Below are 20,570 nucleotides of genomic sequence, written 5' to 3' on the forward strand. Positions count from 1 at the left end.
TCATTCGGCTGCGACGGAGCGCTGCGCGAGCAGCAGCAGCCAGCCGCCATAGAGGATGTAGTAGCTCGCGACCGCCGTAATGATGCGGCTGGCCCAGGTGCGGAACTGCTGCTCGCTCATTGCCTCCAGCAGCCGCCGCGCCAGCGTCGTGCCGAGCATGGATGCAGCGATCGCCACGAGCGCGAGCACCGGATCGAGGCTTGCGGCCTGGTCGATGATCCCGCCGAAATAGATCAGCTTGGTGAGATGGCTCGCGACCTGGCAGGTCGCCTTGGTCGCCACGATCGAGCGGCGGTCGAAGCGCGCGCCGAGGAAGAAGGTGTCGAGCAGCGGGCCGGACACGCCGGTCATCAGCATCAGCCCCATGCAGATCATGCCGTAAGCCGCGCCCTGCCAGACGCTCTCGGGATCCGGCTTGAGCGAGGCCGGCATCATCCGCGCCATGAACGGCGTGACGCCGAGCAGCAGCAGCGCCGCCGGCTTGTCCGGCACGTAGCGCACCAGCGACCAGGCGCCGAGCGCCAGGGCGCAGCCGATCAGATAGACCGCGACCGGCCGCCAGCGGATGTGCCGGCGCCACAGCACCGCGCGCCAGCCGTTGGAGGCCATCTGGGTGATGGCGTGCAGCACCATCGCAGCCGGCAGCGGCATCAGCGCGAGCAGCACGCCGATCAGGATCAGCCCGCCGGCCATGCCGAACAGGCCCGACAGAAACGCCGTCGCGACCATCAGCAATCCGAGCGCTGCAATCAGGACGGGCGTCATGGCTGATCTCCTCTGCCCGCAAGGATCTCGCACTGGCGACAACAGTGCAAACCGAGTTATCTTGCCCTCCATCAGTTTTCCTGAGGGCTCGCATGCGGCGGCTTCTGTTCCTGAACGGCATCAAGGCATTCGAGGCGGCGGCGCGCACCGGCAGCTTCGCGGCCGCCGGAGGCGAGCTCAACGTCTCCGCCGCCGCGATCAGCCGCATGGTCAACCTGCTCGAGCAGCGGCTCGGCGTGGTGCTGTTCGAGCGCAAGGCCAATCGGCTCGCGCTGACCGCCGCCGGCCGCGCCTACCAGAGCGGGCTGACGCCGATCTTCGACGCGCTGTCGAGCCTAACCGCGCAGATCATGGCGCCGTCCTCGATGCGCGTGCTGACGCTCGGCGTCGGCCCCACTTTCGCGATGAAATGGCTGATCCCGCGGCTCGCCGATTTCAGCACCGTGGAGCCCGACATCGAGGTGCGCATCACCACCGGCGGCGCGGCGGTGCCGTTCGGCGACGATTGGAGCTGCGGCATCAGGCTCGGCGACGGCGCCTGGCCGGGCCTGGTCGCCGAGCCGCTGTTCGCCGCCGACCTGCTGCCGGTGTGCACGCCGCGGCTGGCCGCGACGCTGAAGCGGCCGGCGGATCTGAAGGGCCCCAGCCTGCTGCGCGTGTCGCACGCGGCCGAGGACTGGTCGCTCTGGTTGAAGGCCGCGGGCGTTACGCGCGTCACCGCGCGAGGTACGGAGTTTCAGTATTACGGCCATGCGCTGCAAGCGGCCATCGACGGCCTCGGCGTCGCCATGGGCATCCGTCCCTATATCGACGACGACCTCGCGGCTGGACGCCTGGTTGCACCCTTCGCGCTGACTGTCCCAAAGGGCGAGCGCTGGTATCTGGTCTATCGCAGCTTTCAGGCCGGACAGCGCGATTTCACCGCGTTTCGCCGCTGGATCATGCGCGCCGCTGCGCAATCCGCCACACGGAATGCGCAACGCAAGGATACTAGCAAAAAAGACGTTGCCGTGTGAACCGGTTCACAGTTGGCCCGACGTATTCATGCTGTCATTGCCGTTCGGGATATCCAGGACTGCGCAATGACGTACTTGTACGAGGACTTCGCCATCGAGCCGTTCGAAGCAGGAAAGGGCTTGTGGCACGCGCGGATTCGCCGCGCAGACATGACTCCCGTGGTGATCAATGGTGTCTCGTTTCCCTCTCTCGAAGTCGGCTTTGCCTGGTCGGATGCAGACATGGCGATCGCCGATGCCAAGAGTCACATCGACCGCTTTCGCAAACGGTGGAGATAGTGCGGCCCAATTGCAGCCAACGGAGGATATCGAACGAACCCCGGGAAAAGACGGATAGCGCGGCGTGAAACAATCTCCGAGAGTACCGTTGCGATGCGTCCACTTTCGCTGAAGACGGCTCCAACACATTCACTAGGCCGTCATTCACAACGCCAATTCGAAATGCCGAGTGTATTCGTAATGCGGACTGCAATTCATGGCTGAGCCTGCCGTCAAACACCTCGCTTTTTCGGTTCGCACGCGATGCCCGGACTGTGATGCGGAACTGAGCATCCTCAGCGTCATCAATGGCCGCGGCGGCTCGGAATACTGGGCGCTGCAATGCGTGGCCTGCCACGGCGTCCATCTCGACATCGTCGAACCACCCACCCGGCACTAGCTCTCCCGGCCCGCTCGGTGTCGAGCCGTCACTGCGCGGTCGCTTGCCCAGGGTGGTCGCCAAAGGTGAGCCGAGGTCCGCAGCTCCTGCTGCCACCATGCTGTCAGCAGGGCTGGTGACAAGGCGCGTTCACTCTTTCATGTCGGCCCCATCGGTCCCATATTCGGGCCATGGCGAAGACCCCCGACACTCCCAAGAAGCCCGGCCGTTCCCCGAAGTCCAAAGCGCATCGCCCGGATGTTCAGCCGATCGCGCCCGCGCTGGCGGAACTGCTGAACCCCGCCATCAACCGCGGCGAGAGCGGCATCGGCTCCTCGACGGGATTGAAGCCGCCGCCGGACAATTCCTGGGACCGCCGCAGCGGCGGCGAAGCGGCCGCGCATCGGGCGCGGGCCTCCACCAAGGGCAAGAGCGAGGATGTCGCGGCGCGTGACGGGACGGAACGCGCGATGCCGCTCCGACCGAATCCGCAGCCCGCCGGCGCGCGTTCCTCCAATGCCGCTGAGAGCGACGGCGCGGACCTGACCGGCTTCGCCGAAGCCCCACAGGCTAATTTCGGCACCTCAGCCAGCATCCCCACGCTCGATCCGGAGCTGGCGCGGCAGCTCGGCCTGCCCACCGCGGAGGACGATGACGAAGCCCTCGCCCGCCCGCCGCGCAACAAGATGGAGGCGCTCGGCGTCAAGGCCACCGCGGAAGCGCTGGAGGCCCTGATCCGCGAAGGCCGTCCCGAGTTCCGCAAGAATGACGGCTCGCTGAAGGTCTGGACCCCGCACCGCCCCCCGCGTCCGGAGAAGTCGGAAGGCGGCGTCCGCTTCGAGATCAAGTCGGCCTATGAGCCGAAGGGCGACCAGCCGCAGGCCATCAAGGAACTGGTCGAGGGCATCAACCGCAACGACCGCACCCAGGTGCTGCTCGGCGTCACCGGCTCCGGCAAGACCTACACCATGGCCAAGGTGATCGAGGCGACGCAGCGTCCCGCCATCATCCTCGCGCCGAACAAGACGCTCGCCGCGCAGCTCTATGGCGAGTTCAAGAGCTTCTTCCCCGACAACGCCGTCGAGTATTTCGTCTCCTATTACGACTACTACCAGCCCGAGGCCTACGTCCCGCGTACCGACACCTATATCGAGAAGGATTCCTCGATCAACGAGCAGATCGACCGCATGCGCCACGCCGCGACGCGCGCGCTGCTGGAGCGCGACGACGTCATCATCGTCGCCTCGGTGTCCTGCATCTACGGTATCGGCTCTGTCGAGACCTACACCGCGATGACCTTCGCGCTGAAGAAGGGCGAGCGCATCGACCAGCGCCAGCTGATCGCCGATCTCGTCGCCTTGCAATACAAGCGCACCCAGCACGACTTCACCCGCGGCACATTCCGCGTCCGCGGCGACGTCATCGATATCTTCCCGGCGCACTATGAGGACCGCGCCTGGCGCGTGAACCTGTTCGGCGACACCGTCGAGAATATCGAGGAGTTCGATCCGCTCACCGGCCACAAGCAGGACGAGCTGGAGTTCATCAAGGTCTATGCCAATTCGCACTACGTCACGCCGCGCCCGACTCTGGTGCAGGCGATCAAGTCGATCAAGCATGAGCTGAAGATCCGGCTCGACCAGTTGCACGCGCAGGGCCGTCTGCTCGAGGCGCAGCGGCTGGAGCAGCGCACCACCTTCGACATCGAGATGATGGAGGCGACCGGCAGCTGCGCCGGCATCGAGAACTACTCGCGCTATCTCACAGGACGCCTGCCCGGCGAGCCGCCGCCGACCTTGTTCGAATATGTGCCCGACAATGCGCTGGTGTTCGCCGACGAGAGCCACGTCACCGTGCCGCAGATCGGCGGCATGTTCCGCGGCGACTTCCGCCGCAAGGCAACGCTGGCCGAATACGGCTTCCGCCTGCCCTCCTGCATGGACAACCGTCCGCTGCGGTTCGAGGAATGGGACATGATGCGGCCGCAGACGGTCGCGGTGTCCGCTACGCCCGCGGCCTGGGAGATCAACGAGGCTGGCGGCGTGTTCGTCGAGCAGGTCATCCGCCCGACCGGACTCATCGATCCTCCCGTGGATATCCGCCCCGCCCGCACCCAGGTCGACGACCTCCTCGGCGAGGTCCGCGCGACCGCGCAGAAGGGCTATCGCTCGCTGATCACGGTGCTGACCAAGCGCATGGCCGAGGACCTCACCGAATATCTGCACGAGCAGGGCATCCGCGTCCGCTACATGCACTCGGACATCGACACCATCGAGCGCATCGAGATCATCCGGGATCTGCGCCTCGGCGCGTTCGACGCGCTGGTCGGCATCAACCTGCTGCGCGAGGGCCTCGACATCCCCGAATGCGCGCTGGTCGCGATCCTCGATGCCGACAAGGAAGGTTTTCTGCGCAGCGAGACGTCGCTGATCCAGACCATCGGCCGCGCCGCGCGCAACGTCGACGGCAAGGTCATCCTCTACGCCGACCAGGTCACCGGCTCGATGGAGCGCGCGATGGCCGAGACCACGCGCCGCCGCGAGAAGCAGATGGAGTACAACACGCTCAACGGCATCACGCCGGAGAGCGTCAAGAAGTCGATCGGCGACATCCTCAACTCGGTCTATGAGCGCGACCACGTGCTGATCGAAACCGGTGGCGGCACCACCACCGACGACGTCATCTCGATCGGCCACAATTTCGAGGCCGTGCTCGCCGATCTCGAAACGCGCATGCGCGAAGCCGCCGCTGACCTCAACTTCGAGGAAGCCGCCCGCCTCCGCGACGAGGTCAAGCGCCTCCGCGCCACCGAGCTCGCGGTGGTCGACGACCCCACCGCCAAGCAGCGCACCGTGCAGGACAAGGCCGGCGCCTACGCCGGCGCGAAGAAGTATGGTGACGCCGCCAACCTGCCGACGGCCGCGATGAAGGGACGTGGCACTGCCCGCGGCTCATCAAGCCGCGCGGGCAGTCCTTCCGTTCCCTCCCCCCTTGTGGGGGAGGGTCAGGGAGGGGGGCCCGCGAGTCGTGGCGGCCGTGGCAGCGGAAAGTCTGCCAACCGCGACCCGCTCGCGCCGTCACTCGACGACATCCTCAACGGCGGCTCGCGCAGCGGCTCCAAAGTCCACAAGCCCCATCTCGACGAGATGCACGGCCCGGAGTCCCTGCCCTACCGCCCCAACGCCAAGTTGCCGCCAAAACCCTTCGGCAGCAGCAGCAAGATCATCCAGCCGACAAACTCGCGCGAGTCCGGCCCGGAGTTTGGCCCCGCGCCGCGCTCGACGGGTGGCGCGCCGGGGAAGCGCGGTGGATGGAAGAAGCGGTAGTTGCGCCTACCGCGCCTCCGGCAAGCTCACACCGACGAACTCACAACTCATACTGCCCGTGCGGCTGCCCCTCACCCCAACCCTCTCCCCGTGAAGAACGAGAGAGGGAGTGGACCGTTGTAGCGGCAATAGCTCGGATCACGTTGACAAATTGGCCGGTTCATTGAGGCAATTGTTGTCGGCGCAGGCGGTGCAACCTCTCCCCGCTCTTTGCGGGGAGAGGTCGGATTGCGCAGCAATCCGGGTGAGGGGCATGGCACATGCGGAGCCAGATCCGAGGTCCATCGGACTCCCGTGCCAGGTGCGTAGGGCGGATTAGTTAGGCGAAGCCGTAATCCGCCGCAACGCGGACTCTCCCGTGGGCCCAGCTTGTCTTCACTCATCCGCATCGGTAGTCTGACCATCATCTCGACGTTGGCTTGCAGCATGCCCAACTATCGTCGCACCTTTGTTCCAGGCGGCTGCTGGTTCTTCACCATCAACATCCTCGATCGGCGTCTTCGTCTGCTGATCGAGCACATCGATCTCTTGCGTTCGGCCGTAGCTGCGACTCGGGAGAGATACCCTTTCGAAATCGATGCCTTCGTCGTCATGCCCGATCATCTGCACGCCGTCTGGACGTTGCCGCCTGATGATGCCGACTCTCAACGCGCTGGCGGCTGATCAAAACCCGCTTCGCACGGGAGTTGCCGAGAACTGAATGCTTAAGCTCGATTCGTCTCGCAAATGGAGAGCGGGGCATCTGGCAGCGGCGATTCTTGGAGCATCTGATCCGCGACGAGAATGATTATGCCCGACACGTGGAGCATTGGTACATCAATCCAGTGAAACATGGTCTGGCCAGCAGCATGGTCGAATGGCTTCATTCGTCATTTCATCGCGATGTGCGCGCTGGGCTTTTTCCAGCGACTGGACCGGTGGCCGCTGTAGGTTATGATTGGTCATGAGCTGGTTGACCAAGCGACGTATCCGCTCGGCCTTCGGCGCCTTCATGTCGAAGAGTGCGCTGCGTGCCCTCGAGCATGGCGACGTGTCGATACCCCCGCCGGCAATGACGAGGGTGTGCCACGTTCTGCTTCAGGTCCGTGACGACACGGCCGAGGACATATCGAGGAATGTGTCCGTCGTGACCGAGTTGATCCTCGGCGAGGGAGCGATCATCGAGAGCGTTCTATCGTCGCTGATCTCCGCCGTCTTCGTGCCGGGGCCACCGGGAACGGGCCATGACATCGAACGGGCTCTCGGGCGGCTGGGTCCGAATGTCAGGGCCGTCTACCACTACGGCGAGTACATGCGCGGCATGTTCGGCTCACATGCTCGTATGACCTATGGTACCCTTGTTCCTGAGATGAGCACGGTGCTGGAAGTTCTGCTTTGCTCCGAGTTCGGCACAGCCATACGGCTTGGTCGCTGAGCCGGCCTTGAACTGCTCGGCGCGCCAGATCGCCTCCTGAAGGCGTGTCAGGCCGCCTCGTCCGTCATGAGCTTTTTGGCCGCCTGCACCAACAACCCGGACCGGGTAAAGCCGTGCGCTTCGGCATAGCGATCGATTTGGGCCAGCACGTCTTCGGGCAGCGTGACATTCACGCGCACTGCCCTGGACTGCTCGACCTTGGCTGGAACGAGAACAGCGACGCCGGAGCGGTTGGTTCGATGGGACATGATCTGCTCCAGTGAGGATGGCTCGGGAATGGCTTCGCCGTCCTCGACGAGACCTTCGATATGTAACGCCAGGGCTTCCTCGGCCATCACCCGCGCGTCATCCAGAGTTGTCCCCGCTGTCACGACGCCGGGCAAATCCGGAAATGAGACGCCGAAATGGCTATCAGCATCCTTGTGAATGAGACCGATGTAGTACCGCATGATGCTCACCTCAGCTTGAGACCTGCTTGCTTCTCGATGCTTTTCAGCGTGCCGATCGGGAGGTCTCGCGACGGATGAGGAACGGTCACTCGTCCCTTTTTGGACGGATGCTTGAATTGGACGTGGCTGCCCTTCTGGGCGATTTGAACCCACCCGTCCCGTTGCAGAACCGAGATCACGTCCCGACTATTCATGTGTGTATTTATACACACAGACTTGGCGCGTCAACGTAGTCTGAGGGGATTCCGGCCGTCCGCTTCCGGTCTTTGTATCGCTGCTCCCGAGTATCGTCACACGCCAGGGCTAGACAACCTTGCGACAGACCCTGCGAAGCTCGCCCTTGGAGGGTCGGGGTGAGGGGCGCCCCACGGGCAGTCCCTCCACCTCCAAAGTCCACAAGCCCCACCTCGACGAGATGCACGGCCGGAATCCCTCCCTACCGCCCCAACGCCAAGCTGCCGCCCAAACCCTTCGGCAGCAGCAGTAAGATCATCCAGCCGACGAATTCGCGCGAGTCCGGCCCGGAGTTCGGCCCCGCGCCGCGATCGACGGGTGGCGCACCGGGCAAGCGCGGTGGGTGGAAGAAGCGGTAGTTGCGCCTACCGCGCCTCCGGCAAGCTCACACCGACGAACTCACAACTCATACTTCCCGTGCGGCTGCCCCTCACCCCAACCCTCTCCCCGTGAAGAACGGGGAGAGGGAGCGCACCGTTGTCGCGGTATTAGTTCGTAGCACGTTGAGAGATCGCCCAGTTCATTGGGGCAATTGTTGTCGGCGCAGGCGGTGAAACCTCTCCCCGCTGTTTGCGGGGAGAGGTCGGATTGCGCAGCAAGCCGGGTGAGGGGCATGGCACAAGCGCAACTCCGCGGAAGGTCCATCGGACCTACGTGTCAGCCCCTCGCGCCACCAACCACCCTACTCCCTGAAAGTAGTCGTCGCGGTTGGCGCCGTCATAAGCACCAGAGCCCATGCAGCAGGCCTTGAAACCTGCGTCCGGAGCCGCATGGGCAGAGATCGTTGCGGCCGAGCTTTTCGCTGAGCTCGACGTCGCCGTGAACGAACCGCCGTCCACGCTTCACATGCGTCTCTGAGGGATAGGAATTCCGCCGCTTACGCGTGACGCTGAAAGCTGGGGAGGTTGTCGAGATCATGGATCTTGCGCATGATGGCCTCCATCGTTGGATGCGCAGCCTGATTGCCGCGCCGCGGCTTTGCTAGCAGCTTGGATGAATGCTGGAAAGTCACGCTGACCATCGCCGGCTGACGGGCAGGCCAGGCTGTGTCCTGCTGGTCACGATCGAGGAGACCGCAGCGTTCAGATCTGGACGATGAACGTCAGATAGATCATCAGGCCGATCGCCAGGAATATGACGATGACACGACGCCAATTGTAGGTGACGTCCTCTGACCGCGACCGCCATGCGTGACGGAGGAAGGCCGCGATCGCGATCAGGTAGATCAATGCAAAGACGAGACCCCAGCCGTACTTCCAGTAATCATACAGCGGGTCGTGGCGCCAACAACGCATGCAGCGTCCCAAACAAGGCAATTTCGCCGATCAGCAAATCAATCCTAGATCAACCTGACGCCAGAGAGAATAGCGGGCCTGAGGCACGACCGCACGCCCGTCGCCCAAATCAGTCCGCGCTTGCGAAAACCTGTCCAGCCCCCCGCACAAAAATAAACCGCTTGGCGATTTCGCCAAATCAGCATTACTCTCCCGCCTGTTCCGTTGCGTCGGAGGGGACGTATCGCGGTCGTCACGGACGTCGGCAGCGGAATGCGGTGGGCATGTCGGGTCGCAGCGTGAAGTGATTTGCGCCGACGAACGGTCCGGTATGCACGGTCAAGTCGCGCGGTCCTGATACCCCGAAGCTGGTATCACGCTTGCGCCGGCGCTTCAGGCGCCGCGCAGGCAACGGTGGCCAGAAAGCCCGGCGCACCGGGGAGAACGCGAAGCAGCCGTTAAAGCCATCGCGCAGGGAGGGCCGGGTGTATCAGGCCAGACCTGTGGTACCTGCCGCCTGCATTTTTTTCCGCAGGCGGGCCACGGGCGCGGCCAGCGCCCGGCCTTCCCTGCGCCCTTCTCTGTGGAGGGCGATGCTGAGATCAAAGCTCGGGTGCGAGATGCGCCGCGAGAACGAGGCGACGTGTCCGCGGTGTCGATTGCTGATGCAGGTCGTGGTTGGAGCCGTGAATGCGCCTCATCCTCCCCTGTCGTCCCGGACAAGCCGCAGCGCGTGGCGGCGCCGATCCGGGATCCAGACGCTGCGGCGGTCATGATGAGCAAAAAGCCAACGGCCAGCGTTCCTCGATCCGCACCCTGGGGTATGGGTCCCGGCGTTCGCCGGGACGACAGCGCTGGTCTTCGGGACAGCCGGGCCCACATCTTCCCGCCATGGCAAGATGCACGTTCGACCGAGGTCAGTCGATCAGATCAAGTCCGACAGGATGGGGCGACTACTCAGTCGAACAAGCTCGACACCGACTCTTCCGCCGCCGTGCGGCCGATGGCTTCGGCGATCAGCGGGGCGATCGGGAGGGCGCGGATGTTCGGCGCGCCGCGGACGGCTTCGGTCGGCAGGATGGAGTCGGTGATGACCAGCTCCTTCAGCCGGGACGAGCTGATGCGGGTCGCGGCGCCGCCGGAGAGCACGCCATGGGTGATGTAGGCGTAGACGTCCTTGGCGCCGTATTTCAGCAGCGCATCGGCGGCGTTCACCAGCGTGCCGCCGGAATCCACGATGTCATCGATCAGGATGCAGGTGCGGCCCGAGACGTCGCCGATCACGTTCATGACCTCGGACTCGCCGGGACGCTCGCGGCGCTTGTCGACGATGGCGAGCGGCGCGTTGATGCGCTTGGCGAGGCCACGGGCGCGGGCCACGCCACCGACGTCGGGCGAGACCACCATGACGTTGGAGAGATCGAACCGCTCCTTGATGTCGCGCACCATCAGCGGCGCGGCAAACAAATTGTCGGTCGGGATGTCGAAGAAGCCCTGGATCTGGCCGGCATGCAAATCGAGCGTCATGACGCGGTCGACGCCGGCATGGGTGATGAGGTTGGCGACCAGCTTGGCAGAGATTGGCGTGCGCGAGCCGGATTTGCGGTCCTGCCGGGCATAACCGAAATACGGAACCACGGCGGTGATGCGGCGCGCGGAGGCGCGGCGCAGCGCATCGGTGATGATCAGGAGCTCCATCAGCAGGTCGTTCGCCGGATAGGACGTCGACTGGATGATGAAGACGTCGGAGCCGCGCACGTTCTCCTGGATCTCGACGAAGATCTCCATGTCGGCGAAGCGCCGGACCACGGCCTTGGTCAGCTGCAGCCCGAGCTCGGTCGCGATGGCGGCGGCCAGAGGCGGATTGGAGTTGCCGGCGACGAGTTTGATGGAGCCGTTCTTGGCCGACATCGCGATTTCTCCTCGCGTCTCGCTGGAGACCTTGTTCAGCATATCGGACTATCCGTGGAACCGGCGGTTTTACACGGGCGAGGTGATATCAAGGACATAGCGCGGCTGGCAACCCGCCGCGGCCGTTTTCCCGGTCAAAAAACGGCGCAAAATGCGCCGCTTTGCCTAATGGTCGGTGTAGCCGAGGGCGGCGACGCTGCTGCCGTCGGAGGCCGGCAAAGCAGGCTCGGCGGCTGCGATCGCAGGTCCACGGGTCACAGGCGCCGCTGCAGGAGGCGCGCTGTCCGCAGGCGCCACGCCGTTCAGCATGTTGCTGAGCCCGCTGAAGCCGGCCTGCGCGATCTTCCTCAGCACCATGTCGTCGACGGCGCCCCAGGGATCGCGGCCGCCGCGGCCGATCGGCTCCTCGCCGGACAGGCGCAGCGCGCGTTGCTGATTGCGATCGTAGACGTCGAACACCCAGGCGATGACGCTCTTGCCGCTGACGACCTGCGCCGAGAGATAGGTGCGGACGCGATAGGCGGCCGGCGCCTCGCGCGAGACGATGGCAAGGCTGCGCAGCTTGGATTCGCTGTCGAGCACGCTGACCATGCGGTCGAAGATCTGCGGCGGCGGGCCGTCGATCTGCTCGAAGGCGATGGTGGCGCCATCGGACGACGGCGCCATGGCGTAGGCGTTGGCGGGACCACTGCTGCCGCTGCTGGCGCAGCCTGCGAGCGTGGCGGCGGACATCATCAGCACAGCAGCAACGCAGGCGTGCTGCGCAGCGCGGCTGATCAGTCGCAATGGTGTCGTCGCTCCCCTCATCGTCGGGAGCGATATCGTTAAAATCGATTAACGTCTAGGTCGCGGCTGCCACAGATTGGGACAGAACGTCGTCAGTTGTAGAGAAACGGTTAAGCAATCCACATGCGGCCACAATGGCGCCCAGCTTCAGCCTTCGAGCATGATCGCGTGCACGTGACGGCCGTAGTCCGGTTCTTTCCGGTGCACCGAGCGGCGGTAACTGAAGAAGCGCTCATCGGCATAGGTGTCGAGGCCGAGGTCGTCGATCAGCAGCACGCCGGCTTTTTCCAGCCGCACCCGGATGAAGCCGCCGAGGTCGAACATCGCATGCCCCTGACGCTCGGCCGGCAGGAAGAAGCGCGCATGCTCGGCATCATCGTCGATGAAGCGGGTGACGAACTCAGGCCCGACTTCGTAGCTCGGCTGGCGGATCAAGGGACCGATCGCGGCGACGATCTGCCCGCGCTCGGCGCCGAGCTCCTCCATCGCCTGCAACGTGGCTTCGAGCACGCCGGTCAACGCGCCCTTCCAGCCGGCATGCGCCGCACCGACGACGCGCTTGTGCGGATCGGCGAACAGGATCGGGCCGCAATCGGCCGTGGTGACGCCGATCGCGAGATTGGGCGTGGCGGTGACCAGAGCATCCGCCTTGGGCCTGACGGCGCCGTCCCACGGACCGGTCGCCACCACGACATCAGGCGAGTGGATCTGATGCACGCTGAGGAGCTGCTCCGGCGCGACGCCCATATGCGCCGCCATCCGGCGACGGTTTTCCCGCACGGCCTCCGGCACGTCGTTCGATCCGAGCCCGCCATTGAGGCCGGCATAGATGCCGTCGGACACCCCGCCCTCCCGGGTGAAGAAGGCGTGGCGCAGCCCGGGGATTGCGGACATCACATCCGATGACACCAGCATCATGCGCCTCCCGTCTTCTCGCTCGTATGCTCGTCGCTGATCCCCGCGAGGATCGGAATGCCGGGATCGGACACGCCGAGCACCTTGAACAGCGAGCCCATGCCGTCGCGCCCGGTGCCGGTCAGGCGCTTGAGCCCGCTCGCAATATCGGCGGAGACCTCGGGCGAGGCCTTCTGCATCAGGGTGAGCGCCCGCGTCTCGATGCCGAGCCGCTGCAGGAATTCACCTTGGGTGATCGGCCCATGAACGCGCGCGCCGACCGCTTCCGCCGCCCGCGCCAGCGCATCGAAATCGACATGCGCGGTGATGTCGGCGAGGCCCGGCGTCTTGAGCGGGTCGGCAAAGCTGTGCCGCGCGATCGCCTGGAAGGTGTCGCCGACATCGCTGCGGACATGGCCGTAGTCGATGATGACGGCGGCGCCGCGCTGCTCGCGAATGCGCTTGGCGATGGCCATGATCTCGGTGTTCGGCCGCCATTCGAAGATCGCCCCCGACGGAGCGGCGCGCACCAGCGGCGACAGCAGCAGCTCGAAGCCCGGCGTCGGATCGGCGGCCGTGCCGTAGACGAAGTTCTCGTCGTCATCGAGCTCGACGACGCGCTCATGCCAGCCGGTTTCGCGCCTCACCATCTGGTGCACCGGCAGCACGTCGAAATACTCGTTGGCGAAGATGACGCTCGGCCCTTCCGGCACGTCGTCGAAATTGTCGTGCCAGTTGACGTTGCGCAGGCCGGTCAAGGTCGCCTTCTGTTTTTCGCGCAGCACCGGGTTGATCTCGACGAGGTGCACCGAGATCGTCTGATACAATGGCGGCAGCACGCGCAGCGCCCGCAGCGCGTCCGACATCATGGTGCCGCGGCCCGGCCCCAGCTCGATCAGCCGGAACTGTTGCGGCGAGCCCGCCGCCTTCCAGATCGAGGCCGCCCACAGGCCGAGCAGCTCGCCGAACATCTGGCTCACCTCCGGAGCGGTGGTGAAGTCACCCTCGCGTCCCAGCGGATCGCGCGCGATGTAGTAGCCGTGCTCCGGATGCGTCAGGCACAGCTCCATGTAGCGCCAGACCGGCATCGGTCCGGACGCCTTGATCAGCCGCTTGATCTCGGTGTGGAGCGGAGAGGTTTCGATCACGGCTGGGCCTGCAGCGCGGGAGTGGCGTGATGAACCCCGGGCTTGCGCAACGCCCTGATCACCAGGATCGCGCCGACGATCAGCATCGGCAGCGACAGGATCATGCCCATGGTGAGATGGCGCCAGAAGAAGCCGAGCTGCTCGTCCGGCTCGCGGAAGAACTCGCTGACGATGCGGGCCACACCATAAAGACCGATGAAGCTGCCGAGGATCAGGCCCGGCCGCCTCAAGGCGCCGAACCGGATCATGATCGCGAGCACGATGAACAGCGCGATGCCTTCGAGACCCGCCTCGTAGAGCTGGCTCGGATGGCGCGGCAGATGGGTCGGATCGCGCGGGAAGATCATCGCCCAGGGCACGCTGGAATCGGCCGGGCGGCCCCACAATTCGCCGTTGATGAAATTGGCGATGCGACCGAGCAACAGGCCGATCGGGGCCACCGCGGTGGTGATGTCGCCGAGCGACAGGATCGGCAGGCCGTTGCGGCGCGCGAACCAGATCACCGCGACGACGCAGCCCATGAAGCCGCCATGGAAGGACATGCCGCCATTCCACAGTTGGAAGATCTCGAGCGGATGCTTGATGAAGTGCGGCAGGTTGTAGAACAGCACGTAGCCGGTGCGGCCGCCGAGAATGATGCCGAGCGTGGCCCACAGGATGAAGTCGTCGAGCTGGATCAACGACACCGGCGCCGGGCCGCCCCACAGCCGCTCCTTCTTGAGCAGCGATCGGGCATAGAGCCAGCCGATCACGATGCCGCAGATATAGGCCAGCGCGTACCAGCGGATCGCCAGGGGACCGATCGCGATCGCCACCGGATCGAACACGGGGAAGTCGATGAGGAGAGGCGTCATTCACAGGCTTTCGTGGGCATGCGGTCCGCAGTCCGGCTGCACGCGAGCGATACGGCTTTGAACAGGCCTCGCCGCAGGCGACGACGCGATGCCGTCCAGGGCCGCTCATACAGCGCGGCGGGCCGACGCAACAAGTACGATGACAAGGAAACCGCGGCGTGACAAGACGAGCGCATCTTGAAGCCGGCGGGACGGATCGCCATTGTGTGACCGAGCGCGTCACGGGAAGCGGAGTTTTAAGCGATGACCCAGACCAACAACCGGTTTTTCGACGAGATCGGCCGCCTGATGAACGATGCCGCCGGCGCCGCCCAGGGCATGAAGCGCGAGGTCGATTCCGTCATCCGCAACCAGGCCGAAAAGATCCTGAACGATTTGGACATCGTGAAGCGCGAGGAGTTCGAGGCGGTCAAGGACATGGCCCGGCTCGCCCGCGAGGAGAACGAGGCGCTGAAGGCCCGGATCGCGGCGCTCGAGGCCAAGCTCGGCGGGGCGGCCGGCGGTCAGCCGGGCTCCGGCAGCGCCGACGGCTGAGGCCGGGCGGGCAGCACCGGGGCGGGAGGATGGGGCCACCGGCCCCTTCATTTCCTTGTCATTTCCCGGGTTTGCCGCTAGAACGCCGCCACGTCCGCGGCCCCCGCACCCCTGGAGGCTTGCCGAGAGGACGTCCAGCAACGGGCCGCATTGCGGCCTTTAACTTTTTAAAACAAGGACTTGAGCAAGATGGCGACCGTCAGAGAACTGAAGGCGACCGCCCGTCCGTCAGTCGGCAAGGGGGCCGCACGGGCAGAGCGTCGCGCCGGGAGAGTGCCCGGAGTGATTTATGGAGACAACCAGCCCCCCCTGCCGATCTCGGTGGAAGACCGCGAGCTGCGCCAGCGCATCCTCGCAGGCCGGTTTCTGACCACGATCTTCGACATCAGCCTCGACGGCAAGAAGCACCGGGTGATCCCGCGCGACTTCCATCTCGATCCGGTCAAGGACTTCCCGATCCACGTCGACTTCATGCGGCTCGGCCAGGGCGCGACCATTCGCGTCTCCGTGCCCCTGCACGTGGTCGGCTCGGAAGGCGCGCCGGGCGTGAAGCGTGGCGGCACGGTCAACATCGTGACCCACACGCTCGATCTCGAGTGCCTCGCGGAGAACATCCCGCAGTTCATTGAGGCCGACGTCAGCGCACTGGAAATCAACCACTCGCTGCACGTCTCGGACGTCAAGCTGCCGACCGGCGTGAAGACGCTGTCGCGCGAGGACGCCACCCTCGTCACCATCGTGCCGCCGTCGGGCTATGGCGAGGAGCAGAAGGCTGCTGCTGGCGCTGCCGCGGCTCCCGCTGCTGCCGCTCCGGCTGCCGGTGGCAAGGCGCCTGCCGCCGCTGCGAAGGCCCCTGCTGCCGCGGCCAAGGCCCCCGAGAAGAAGAAGTAAGCCGATCCGCTGTCGGGGCGCGCGGGCTTACCTCGCGCGCCCCGGAGCGACGGCAGGTCCCGGTGCCGCGCCATGCTGCTGTTCGTCGGTCTCGGCAATCCCGGCGCGAAATATGCGCGCAACCGGCACAATATCGGCTTCATGGCCGTGGACGAGATTTGCCGGCGCCACCGCTTCTCGCCCTGGCGCCGCCGGTTCCAAGGCGAGGCCTCGGAAGGCACGCTCGGCTCTGAGCGCGTCATCCTGCTGAAGCCGACCACCTTTATGAACGAATCCGGCCGCGCCGTGCAGGAAGCCGCCAGCTTCTTCAAGCTCGGCGTCGGCGACGTCACCGTGTTCCAGGACGAGCTCGAGCTGGCCCCGGGCAAGCTGCGCGTCAAGGTCGGCGGCGGCATTGCCGGACATAACGGGCTGCGCTCGATCTCGGCGCATCTCGGCAACGACTACCGCCGCGTCCGGCTCGGCATCGGCCATCCCGGCGTCAAGGAGCTGGTGCACGGCCACGTGCTGTCGGACTTCGCCAAGAGCGAGATGCCCTGGGTCGAGGCGCTGTGCGAGGCGGTGGCCGACAGTGCTGAATTGTTGACGGGCAAGCGCGACTCCACCTTCGCCAACAAGGTGCACCTGGCGCTGCAGGCCAAAGGTTTTCTGGACAAGGGCGACGCCGGCGCCGCGTGAGGCGCGCGCGATGTCGCCAAAGAGGATGCGAGACGGATCATGGGATTCAAATGCGGGATCGTCGGCCTGCCGAACGTCGGCAAATCGACGCTGTTCAACGCGCTGACGGAGACGGCGGCGGCGCAGGCAGCGAACTATCCGTTCTGCACCATCGAGCCGAATGTCGGCGAGGTCGCCGTCCCTGATCCGCGGCTGGAGAAGCTCGCGGCGATCGCCAAGTCCGGCCAGATCATTCCGACCCGGCTGACCTTCGTCGACATCGCCGGCCTCGTGCGTGGCGCCTCCAAGGGTGAAGGCCTGGGCAACCAGTTTCTCGCCAACATCCGCGAGGTCGACGCGATCGCGCATGTCGTGCGCTGCTTCGAGGATTCCGACATCACCCATGTCGAGGGCAAGATCGCCCCGCTCGCGGACATCGAGACCATCGAGACCGAGCTGATGCTCGCCGACCTCGACAGCCTCGAGAAGCGGGTGGACAACCTCGCCAAGAAGGCCAAGGGCGGCGACAAGGACGCCAAGGAGCAGCACGATCTCGTCACCCGCGCTCTGGTGCTGCTTCGCGACGGCAAGCCGGCCCGGCTCATGGAGCGCAAGCCGGAGGAGGAGCGCGCGTTCGGCATGCTCGGCCTGTTGAGCTCGAAGCCGGTGCTCTACGTCTGCAACGTCGAGGAAGGCTCGGCCAAGGACGGCAACAGCTTCTCGCAAGCCGTGTTCGCCCGCGCCAAGGACGAAGGCGCGATCGCCGTGGTGATCTCGGCCAAGATCGAATCGGAGATCGCGACCCTGTCGCGCGAGGAGCGCGTCGACTTCCTCGATACTTTGGGGCTCGAAGAGGCCGGCCTCGACCGTCTGATCCGCGCCGGCTATCAGCTGCTCGACCTCATCACCTACTTCACGGTCGGTCCGAAGGAAGCGCGCGCCTGGACCATCCACCGCGGCACCAAGGCGCCGGCGGCGGCGGGCGTCATTCACACCGATTTCGAGAAGGGTTTTATTCGCGCCGAGACCATCGCCTATGCCGACTATGTCGCGCTGGGCGGTGAAGCCGGCGCCCGCGAGGGCGGCAAGCTCAGGCTCGAGGGCAAGGAGTATGTCGTCGCCGACGGCGACGTGATGCACTTCCGCTTCAACAACTAACCGGACGTGTCGGGGGGCGGACTACATCCGCCCCTGCTCGCGGATGGCGCCGAGATGCTCGTTGATACGGAAGACGATCAGCACGAACTCGGCGATGATGCGCGAGAACACCATGCCGACGATGATGCCGGCGAGTGACGACAGCAGCATCAGGAAACCGCCGAACGGGCTGATCGCCATCTCCGAGAGGCCGGTGAAGACGCCGCGAATTCCCGACAGGATGATCAGCACGACCACCAGCCAATAGAATGTCTTGATGATGGTGGGCGTGATGAAGCGGTCCCACTGGAACAAATCGCGAAATTCCAACATCCTGATCCCCCAGCACCTTCCGAATCGCAACGCACAGCCGTCTTTAAGTCCTGCTCGAATCCGGCGCCAGCCGACATCGGCGGCTCAGATCTCAGCCCGGTATCAGGCGCCTTCTGGCGCTCTCTCTACGACGCGACCGGGCGTCAGCCATGCGAGCGGCCCGGTTGTGATTGCTGCAAAGTGCGGCCACAATCGGGCTTCTTTCAGCCATTCCCGCCCCCATGACCCTCACCTTCGAAGATTTTCCGCAAGGCCCGTTCGGCAGCTTCGGCCCGCGACACGTCACCCGCGACGAGATCATTGCCTTTGCATCTGAGTTCGATCCGCAGCCGATGCATTTGGACGAAGAGGCCGCCAAGCAGTCGATGCTCAACGGCCTTTCTGGATCCGGCTGGCATCTCTGCTCGCTGATGATGCGCATGATGTTCGACGGCTTCATCGGCCGCACCGCCTCGCTCGGCTCGCCCGGTGTGAACGAGGTGCGGTGGCTGTCGCCGTTGCGGCCGGATGATGAATTGATGCTCGACGTCGAGGTCATCGAGGCGCGCGTGTCGCGGAGCCGTCCGTCGACCGGGATCGTCACCTTCAAGTGCAGCATGCGCAACAAGGCCGGTGAGAGGCTGTGTGAGATGGTCTCGCCGATCATCGTCGAGCGGCGTGCCGTCGGCGCGGAGGTGGCGTGATGCGCTTCTTCGAGGATCTTGAGGTCGGCCAGCGCCGCGAGCTCGGCTCCTACACGTTCACGGCCGAAGAGATCATTCGGTTCGCGCGGCAGTTCGATCCGCAGCGCTTCCACCTCGATGAGGAGGAAGGCCGCAACTCGCTGTTCGGTGGCTTGGCTGCCTCGGGGTGGCACATCGGCTCGGTCTGCATGAAGCTGATCGTCGCCGACAACCAGCGGCTTGCCGAGCTCGCGCGCTCGCGTGGCGAGCCGGTTTCGGTCGGTGGACCGTCGCCCGGATTCCGCGAGCTGCGCTGGCTCAAGCCGGTGCTCGCAGGCGACACGATCGCTTTCTCCAGCGAGATTGATTCGCTGCGCGCCTCCGCCTCGCGCCCGCAATGGGGCATCCTGCAAGCGCGCAATACCGGCATCAATCAGCGCGGCGAGCTGGTGTTTTCGGTGCTCGCATCGGCATTTGTCCCGCGACGGAACAACCGTTGAGGCGAAAAGGTCACGCTTGGTAGGATTGTCAGCGCGGAACGAACTTCGCGCTAACGCATTCTGAACCCGGTCTCTATAAGACAGCCCATCAGGGATCAGGATGTGGGGGATGAGTATGGCAGATCGCAGTGGTCTGAAACTCCTCGGCTTTATCTTTGCCAGCGTGACGCTCGCGGTGATGCTCGCCACGGGAATGGTCGTGAAGGGATACGCCGACGGTTCGTATTCTTTGGAGACGTCGGCTTCCGTCGACGAGTGACGAGCTTAAGAAGTCGTTAACCACGACGAGCAGCAGTTACGACGAACGGCGCGACCTTCGTCCGGCGGTCTACCGGCTCCAGATGAGCACCATGACCGCCATCGCAATCACCAGCAATCCGACGAAGCGGACCATGATGGTCCCGATCCGCTGAGGCTGCGGCCTCAGGGGGATCGGATCGGTGTTTTCCGGCCGGATCATTTCCATGAAATTGACAGTCCCCCGACAAACTCGCCCGCAAACAAATGGGCAGGAGTTGGTCGCGACGCTGTCGAACAACGTTCAACATTGCTCATTGCAAAGAGAAAAGCCGCCGTGCGAGGCCTCGCACGGCGGCTGCTCTATTCGCTTGCAGGTGGAGATAGCTTAGCTGCTGCGCAGCCCGTCGGCGGCGCGCTTCCACTGCGTGACGTTCTCGGCGATCGCCCGGGTGGACTTCATCGCCGCCTGGCTGAGCTGCGCGTAGCTCGCGATCTCGCGCTGAACGCGCTGGCCCTCGGCATGCAGCAGCTCGCGCAGACTCTCGAGCTCGCCGATCAGGTTCTCGATCTCCGACAAAGACGTGCCCGCCACGCGCTGAATCAACGTCGTGACGCTGTTGACGGCCGCGTCGGCATCGATGGCAGCCTCGGCTGTGGCAGCAGCATTGGGGCGGCGCAGATAGGCGATGTCATTACGCACGAAATCACGAATGCCGGCCTCGACTTCGGAGACCGCAGCGAGATCCGTATCCAGCTCGGCTTCAGTTCCATCGATCTTGTCCGGACGAATGGCATTCATCGGCTATTTCCTCATTTCGCGTTCAAGCGAGCGCGGTGTCCCCGCACGACGAACTTCTCAAAGCCTATCAGTGCGGCCAAATTGGGCCGCAACGCGGCGAACCTGCGGC

The 20,570-nt window shown here is 64.9% G+C and carries 25 protein-coding genes and 2 pseudogenes; 14 read left to right on the plus strand and 13 right to left on the minus strand.

The annotated features are described in order from the left end of the window. The gene (locus ACVILH_RS01750) at nt 1-765 is read right to left on the minus strand and encodes a sulfite exporter TauE/SafE family protein (protein WP_456711346.1); all 765 of its coding nucleotides are present in this window, start codon (nt 763-765) and stop codon (nt 1-3) included. Between the two features lie 92 nt (nt 766-857). Between ACVILH_RS01750 and ACVILH_RS01755 the strand changes: the two genes are divergently transcribed. From ACVILH_RS01755 to ACVILH_RS01780, 6 genes and pseudogenes are all read left to right on the plus strand, one after another. Further along, the gene (locus tag ACVILH_RS01755) at nt 858-1,781 is read left to right on the plus strand and encodes a LysR substrate-binding domain-containing protein (protein WP_456711347.1); all 924 of its coding nucleotides are present in this window, start codon (nt 858-860) and stop codon (nt 1,779-1,781) included. Nucleotides 1,782-1,847: 66 nt separating this feature from the next. Continuing rightward, nucleotides 1,848-2,060, plus strand: coding sequence for a hypothetical protein (locus ACVILH_RS01760; RefSeq protein WP_035638937.1), 213 nt, complete (start codon nt 1,848-1,850; stop codon nt 2,058-2,060). Between the two features lie 196 nt (nt 2,061-2,256). Continuing rightward, nucleotides 2,257-2,439 (plus strand): hypothetical protein, encoded by a 183-nt coding sequence (locus tag ACVILH_RS01765; RefSeq protein WP_006609215.1) that lies wholly within the window; start codon nt 2,257-2,259, stop codon nt 2,437-2,439. A 170-nt stretch (nt 2,440-2,609) separates the two neighbouring features. Then, complete coding sequence (gene uvrB, locus ACVILH_RS01770; RefSeq protein ID WP_456711348.1) at nt 2,610-5,744, plus strand: excinuclease ABC subunit UvrB; 3,135 nt, start codon at nt 2,610-2,612, stop codon at nt 5,742-5,744. A 426-nt stretch (nt 5,745-6,170) separates the two neighbouring features. Further along, nucleotides 6,171-6,691, plus strand: a pseudogene (locus tag ACVILH_RS01775) (REP-associated tyrosine transposase). Continuing rightward, nucleotides 6,688-7,158 carry a hypothetical protein gene (locus ACVILH_RS01780; RefSeq protein ID WP_456711349.1) on the plus strand — a complete coding sequence of 157 codons (471 nt, stop codon included), beginning with the start codon at nt 6,688-6,690 and terminating at the stop codon, nt 7,156-7,158. Before ACVILH_RS01775 ends, ACVILH_RS01780 begins: the two are co-directional and overlap by 4 nt. A 47-nt stretch (nt 7,159-7,205) precedes the next feature. Here the strand turns inward: ACVILH_RS01780 and ACVILH_RS01785 are convergent, their stop codons facing one another. Then, entirely contained in the window at nt 7,206-7,607 is a 402-nt protein-coding gene (locus ACVILH_RS01785; protein ID WP_006609254.1) for a type II toxin-antitoxin system HicB family antitoxin, read from the minus strand. Between the two features lie 5 nt (nt 7,608-7,612). Further along, on the minus strand, nt 7,613-7,801 hold the full coding sequence (locus ACVILH_RS01790) for a type II toxin-antitoxin system HicA family toxin (RefSeq protein ID WP_006609255.1): 189 nt from the start codon (nt 7,799-7,801) through the stop codon (nt 7,613-7,615). Between the two features lie 176 nt (nt 7,802-7,977). On the opposite strand from ACVILH_RS01790, the pseudogene ACVILH_RS01795 reads away from it, so the two are divergent. Further along, nucleotides 7,978-8,200 (plus strand): annotated as a pseudogene (locus ACVILH_RS01795) (hypothetical protein); the annotation flags it as partial. Nucleotides 8,201-8,558: 358 nt separating this feature from the next. Here ACVILH_RS01795 and ACVILH_RS01800 read toward each other — a convergent pair. The 7 genes from ACVILH_RS01800 to lgt form a co-directional block, all read right to left on the minus strand. Then, entirely contained in the window at nt 8,559-8,759 is a 201-nt protein-coding gene (locus tag ACVILH_RS01800) for an SEC-C metal-binding domain-containing protein (protein ID WP_456711350.1), read from the minus strand. Between the two features lie 164 nt (nt 8,760-8,923). After that, on the minus strand, nt 8,924-9,136 hold the full coding sequence (locus ACVILH_RS01805) for a hypothetical protein (RefSeq protein WP_456711351.1): 213 nt from the start codon (nt 9,134-9,136) through the stop codon (nt 8,924-8,926). 936 nt (nt 9,137-10,072) lie between these two features. Further along, complete coding sequence (locus tag ACVILH_RS01810; protein ID WP_456716847.1) at nt 10,073-11,026, minus strand: ribose-phosphate pyrophosphokinase; 954 nt, start codon at nt 11,024-11,026, stop codon at nt 10,073-10,075. 165 nt (nt 11,027-11,191) lie between these two features. Continuing rightward, the gene (locus tag ACVILH_RS01815; RefSeq protein ID WP_456711352.1) at nt 11,192-11,833 is read right to left on the minus strand and encodes a hypothetical protein; all 642 of its coding nucleotides are present in this window, start codon (nt 11,831-11,833) and stop codon (nt 11,192-11,194) included. 126 nt (nt 11,834-11,959) lie between these two features. Next, a complete protein-coding gene (pgeF, locus tag ACVILH_RS01820) occupies nt 11,960-12,706 on the minus strand; it encodes a peptidoglycan editing factor PgeF (protein ID WP_456716848.1) in 747 nt (248 codons plus the stop codon). Between the two features lie 20 nt (nt 12,707-12,726). After that, entirely contained in the window at nt 12,727-13,854 is a 1,128-nt protein-coding gene (locus ACVILH_RS01825; protein ID WP_456711353.1) for a class I SAM-dependent methyltransferase, read from the minus strand. Further along, nucleotides 13,851-14,708: a prolipoprotein diacylglyceryl transferase gene (gene lgt / locus ACVILH_RS01830; RefSeq protein WP_456711354.1), complete on the minus strand. Its 858-nt coding sequence runs from the start codon at nt 14,706-14,708 to the stop codon at nt 13,851-13,853. The genes ACVILH_RS01825 and lgt overlap by 4 nt, the downstream gene beginning before the upstream one ends. Nucleotides 14,709-14,951: 243 nt before the next feature. Between lgt and ACVILH_RS01835 the strand changes: the two genes are divergently transcribed. The 4 genes from ACVILH_RS01835 (at nt 14,952) to ychF (ending at nt 17,948) form a co-directional block, all read left to right on the plus strand. Then, a complete protein-coding gene (locus ACVILH_RS01835) occupies nt 14,952-15,242 on the plus strand; it encodes an accessory factor UbiK family protein (protein WP_456711355.1) in 291 nt (96 codons plus the stop codon). Between the two features lie 189 nt (nt 15,243-15,431). Beyond that, nucleotides 15,432-16,133, plus strand: a complete 702-nt coding sequence (locus ACVILH_RS01840) for a 50S ribosomal protein L25/general stress protein Ctc (RefSeq protein WP_456711356.1) — start codon at nt 15,432-15,434, stop codon at nt 16,131-16,133. Nucleotides 16,134-16,205: 72 nt separating this feature from the next. After that, the gene (gene pth / locus ACVILH_RS01845; protein WP_456711357.1) at nt 16,206-16,811 is read left to right on the plus strand and encodes an aminoacyl-tRNA hydrolase; all 606 of its coding nucleotides are present in this window, start codon (nt 16,206-16,208) and stop codon (nt 16,809-16,811) included. A 39-nt stretch (nt 16,812-16,850) separates the two neighbouring features. Continuing rightward, nucleotides 16,851-17,948, plus strand: coding sequence for a redox-regulated ATPase YchF (ychF, locus tag ACVILH_RS01850; protein ID WP_456711358.1), 1,098 nt, complete (start codon nt 16,851-16,853; stop codon nt 17,946-17,948). Between the two features lie 21 nt (nt 17,949-17,969). On the opposite strand, the gene ACVILH_RS01855 is transcribed toward ychF, so the two are convergent. Then, nucleotides 17,970-18,260: a DUF4282 domain-containing protein gene (locus ACVILH_RS01855; protein WP_456711359.1), complete on the minus strand. Its 291-nt coding sequence runs from the start codon at nt 18,258-18,260 to the stop codon at nt 17,970-17,972. 221 nt (nt 18,261-18,481) lie between these two features. Between ACVILH_RS01855 and ACVILH_RS01860 the strand changes: the two genes are divergently transcribed. The 3 genes from ACVILH_RS01860 (at nt 18,482) to ACVILH_RS01870 (ending at nt 19,681) form a co-directional block, all read left to right on the plus strand. Beyond that, entirely contained in the window at nt 18,482-18,943 is a 462-nt protein-coding gene (locus ACVILH_RS01860) for a MaoC family dehydratase (RefSeq protein WP_456711360.1), read from the plus strand. Then, nucleotides 18,943-19,422 (plus strand): MaoC family dehydratase, encoded by a 480-nt coding sequence (locus ACVILH_RS01865; RefSeq protein WP_456711361.1) that lies wholly within the window; start codon nt 18,943-18,945, stop codon nt 19,420-19,422. The genes ACVILH_RS01860 and ACVILH_RS01865 overlap by 1 nt, the downstream gene beginning before the upstream one ends. Nucleotides 19,423-19,531: 109 nt before the next feature. Beyond that, nucleotides 19,532-19,681, plus strand: coding sequence for a hypothetical protein (locus tag ACVILH_RS01870; RefSeq protein WP_456717165.1), 150 nt, complete (start codon nt 19,532-19,534; stop codon nt 19,679-19,681). 69 nt (nt 19,682-19,750) lie between these two features. On the opposite strand, the gene ACVILH_RS01875 is transcribed toward ACVILH_RS01870, so the two are convergent. Then, entirely contained in the window at nt 19,751-19,888 is a 138-nt protein-coding gene (locus ACVILH_RS01875) for a hypothetical protein (RefSeq protein WP_456711362.1), read from the minus strand. A gap of 159 nt (nt 19,889-20,047) precedes the next feature. Next, on the minus strand, nt 20,048-20,461 hold the full coding sequence (locus ACVILH_RS01880) for a hypothetical protein (protein WP_172112404.1): 414 nt from the start codon (nt 20,459-20,461) through the stop codon (nt 20,048-20,050). Nucleotides 20,462-20,570: the final 109 nt, after the last annotated feature.

It is taken from the genome of Bradyrhizobium sp. USDA 4353 (genome assembly GCF_054063215.1).

Coding starts and splice junctions, on each gene's coding strand:
- ACVILH_RS01870 (WP_456717165.1), top strand. CDS start 19,532: ATGAGTATGGCAGATCGCAGTGGTCTGAAACTCCTCGGCTTTATCTTT.
- uvrB (WP_456711348.1), top strand. CDS start 2,610: ATGGCGAAGACCCCCGACACTCCCAAGAAGCCCGGCCGTTCCCCGAAG.
- ACVILH_RS01755 (WP_456711347.1), top strand. CDS start 858: ATGCGGCGGCTTCTGTTCCTGAACGGCATCAAGGCATTCGAGGCGGCG.
- ACVILH_RS01860 (WP_456711360.1), top strand. CDS start 18,482: ATGACCCTCACCTTCGAAGATTTTCCGCAAGGCCCGTTCGGCAGCTTC.
- lgt (WP_456711354.1), bottom strand. CDS start 14,708: ATGACGCCTCTCCTCATCGACTTCCCCGTGTTCGATCCGGTGGCGATC.
- ACVILH_RS01855 (WP_456711359.1), bottom strand. CDS start 18,260: ATGTTGGAATTTCGCGATTTGTTCCAGTGGGACCGCTTCATCACGCCC.
- ACVILH_RS01750 (WP_456711346.1), bottom strand. CDS start 765: ATGACGCCCGTCCTGATTGCAGCGCTCGGATTGCTGATGGTCGCGACG.
- ACVILH_RS01805 (WP_456711351.1), bottom strand. CDS start 9,136: ATGCGTTGTTGGCGCCACGACCCGCTGTATGATTACTGGAAGTACGGC.
- ACVILH_RS01790 (WP_006609255.1), bottom strand. CDS start 7,801: ATGAATAGTCGGGACGTGATCTCGGTTCTGCAACGGGACGGGTGGGTT.
- ACVILH_RS01835 (WP_456711355.1), top strand. CDS start 14,952: ATGACCCAGACCAACAACCGGTTTTTCGACGAGATCGGCCGCCTGATG.
- ACVILH_RS01865 (WP_456711361.1), top strand. CDS start 18,943: ATGCGCTTCTTCGAGGATCTTGAGGTCGGCCAGCGCCGCGAGCTCGGC.
- pgeF (WP_456716848.1), bottom strand. CDS start 12,706: ATGTCCGCAATCCCCGGGCTGCGCCACGCCTTCTTCACCCGGGAGGGC.
- ACVILH_RS01765 (WP_006609215.1), top strand. CDS start 2,257: ATGGCTGAGCCTGCCGTCAAACACCTCGCTTTTTCGGTTCGCACGCGA.
- ACVILH_RS01785 (WP_006609254.1), bottom strand. CDS start 7,607: ATGCGGTACTACATCGGTCTCATTCACAAGGATGCTGATAGCCATTTC.
- ychF (WP_456711358.1), top strand. CDS start 16,851: ATGGGATTCAAATGCGGGATCGTCGGCCTGCCGAACGTCGGCAAATCG.
- ACVILH_RS01810 (WP_456716847.1), bottom strand. CDS start 11,026: ATGTCGGCCAAGAACGGCTCCATCAAACTCGTCGCCGGCAACTCCAAT.
- ACVILH_RS01815 (WP_456711352.1), bottom strand. CDS start 11,833: ATGAGGGGAGCGACGACACCATTGCGACTGATCAGCCGCGCTGCGCAG.
- ACVILH_RS01780 (WP_456711349.1), top strand. CDS start 6,688: ATGAGCTGGTTGACCAAGCGACGTATCCGCTCGGCCTTCGGCGCCTTC.
- pth (WP_456711357.1), top strand. CDS start 16,206: ATGCTGCTGTTCGTCGGTCTCGGCAATCCCGGCGCGAAATATGCGCGC.
- ACVILH_RS01760 (WP_035638937.1), top strand. CDS start 1,848: ATGACGTACTTGTACGAGGACTTCGCCATCGAGCCGTTCGAAGCAGGA.
- ACVILH_RS01875 (WP_456711362.1), bottom strand. CDS start 19,888: ATGGAAATGATCCGGCCGGAAAACACCGATCCGATCCCCCTGAGGCCG.
- ACVILH_RS01840 (WP_456711356.1), top strand. CDS start 15,432: ATGGCGACCGTCAGAGAACTGAAGGCGACCGCCCGTCCGTCAGTCGGC.
- ACVILH_RS01880 (WP_172112404.1), bottom strand. CDS start 20,461: ATGAATGCCATTCGTCCGGACAAGATCGATGGAACTGAAGCCGAGCTG.
- ACVILH_RS01800 (WP_456711350.1), bottom strand. CDS start 8,759: ATGATCTCGACAACCTCCCCAGCTTTCAGCGTCACGCGTAAGCGGCGG.